We start from the raw sequence: 2,072 nt of genomic DNA, 5'->3' as shown, positions 1-2,072 counted from the left end.
CGATCCGGGCGGCACACGGTTAAGGGGGCAGGGATGACGGAACGCGCGACGGCACGGCGGGCACGGCGGGGTGCGGACACGGGTGTGCCGACCGGCAAGGCGACTTACCGCAACCTTGTGAACCCCCTTGCGCCGCAGCGCGCGTTTTCTGATGAGCGGATCGCGCACATTCATGACACAGCGTTGCGGGTGCTGGAAACGCTCGGCATCCGCGTGCTGCACGACGGCGCGCGCCGCATCTTTGCCGCCGGAGGCGCGCGGGTGGACGAGGCCGAGCAGATGGTGTTCCTTGATCGCGGGCTTGTGGCGCAGGCGCTGGCCACCGCACCGGGTATCGTGACGCTAGCCGGAATGGCCGAGGGGCGCGACGTTGCACTGGGTGGGCGGCACGTTGCCTTCATCGGTGTTGGCGGTCCGCCCCATGTGACCGACATCGACCGGGGCCGCCGCCCCGGCACCGCCGCAGACATGCGCGATTTCCTAAAACTGTCGCAGCATTTTGACGTGCTTCACATCACCTGCGCCAATGTCGAGCCGCAGGATGCCGCCCTGAACCTGCGCCACTATGTGACGACGCAAAGCCAAATTGAACTGACCGACAAGCCGCCCTTTGTCTTTGCCCGAGGCAGCGGTCAGGTGCGCGACTGCTTTGAGATGATCCGGCTGGGTCAAGGCTTGACCGAGGCTGAATTCATTGCCTGTCCGCGCTGCTATGCGGTGATCAACACCAATTCGCCCCGCCAACTTGACGCTACGATGTGTCAGGGCCTGATCGACTTTGCAGAAGCCGGGCAGATGACGGTGGTCACGCCCTTCACGCTGGCCGGGGCGATGGCCCCGGTGAACATTCCAGCGGCCTTGGCTTTGCAACACGCCGAGGCGATGGCGGGGATCGTGCTGACGCAACTGGTGCGGCCCGGTGCGCCGGTGATCTATGGCTCGTTCACCTCGAATGTCGATATGAAATCGGGCGCGCCTGCTTTTGGCACACCCGAATTCGTGCGCGCGGCGTTTGGCGCGGGTCAGCTCGCGCGCCACATCGGCCTGCCTTGGCGCGGATCAGCTGCAACGGCATCCAACGCGCCCGATGCGCAGGCGGCTTATGAATACCTCAATTCGCTTTGGGGGGCGCTGTTGGGGGGTGTCAACATGGTCATTCACGGCGCTGGCTGGCTGGAGGGCGGCTTGTCGGCGTCGCTTGAAAAGTTCATCCTGGACATCGAAATGTTGCAAGTCATGGCCGAAGTGATGATCGCCACGGACGACGATCCCGGCGATCTTTATGATGCGATTGCCGAAGTAGCGCCGGGGGGGCATTTCTTTGGCGCAAGCCAGACGATGGCGCGTTATGAGAACGCATTTTACGCGCCGTTGGTCTCGGACTGGCGCAATTTTGGCCAATGGTCGGATGCGGGGGCAAAAACCGCGACCGAGCGCGCAAATGGCATCTGGAAAAAGGTTCTGAACGATTTTGCACCACCTGCACGCGACCCTGCCCGAACCGAGGCGGTTGCCGATTTCATTGCCCGGCGCACCCGCGAAGGCGGAGCGGCACCGACATGAGCAGGGCCGCCACCGGTCCTGTCAAAGCAACTTGTCTTGAGGCGGGGCAGGGCACCGGTTAGGGTTTTTGCATGACCAAATGCAGTCCTTTTCGTTACTTAAAGACGAGCCCTGAGATCATTCGCCTGGCGGTCATGCTGTACGTCCGGTTTCCGCTTTCACTGAGAAATGTGGAAGATCTGCTGCATGAACGCGGCATCGATGTCAGTCATGAAGCGGTGAGATATTGGTTGCATCGGTTTGGCCCGTTATTTGCTGTCGAGATCCGAAAACGCAGAATTGTGGGTATGAAATCAAGTCGCTGGCGCTGGCATCTGGACGAAATGTTCGTGAGAATCAATGGTGAGCGGCACTATCTTTGGCAGGCAGTCGATCATGAAGGCGAGGTCCTGGAAAGCTTCGTCACAAAGACTCGTGACAAGAAGGCTGCGATAAAATTCTTAAGGAAAGCAATGCGCAAACACGGTCGACCCGAGGTAATAGTGACGGATCGGTTGCGCTCTTATGGC

2 protein-coding genes are annotated in these 2,072 nt (G+C 60.8%); both read left to right on the top strand.

Translation table 11 applies throughout. The features are described 5' to 3' along the window. On the top strand, positions 1-1,563 hold a 1,563-nt coding region (locus tag ACEW8G_RS08615), incomplete at its 5' end, for a trimethylamine methyltransferase family protein (RefSeq protein ID WP_373488017.1). Positions 1,564-1,634: 71 nt separating this feature from the next. Beyond that, a partial coding sequence (locus ACEW8G_RS08610) for an IS6 family transposase (protein WP_373488016.1) occupies positions 1,635-2,072 on the top strand: 438 nt, incomplete at its 3' end.

Origin of the sequence: Blastomonas sp. (assembly GCF_041747255.1) — a bacterium.
In the GTDB taxonomy this organism is placed as follows: Bacteria; Pseudomonadota; Alphaproteobacteria; order Sphingomonadales; family Sphingomonadaceae; genus Blastomonas.
This window is presented reverse-complemented; position numbering and strand designations above follow the sequence as displayed.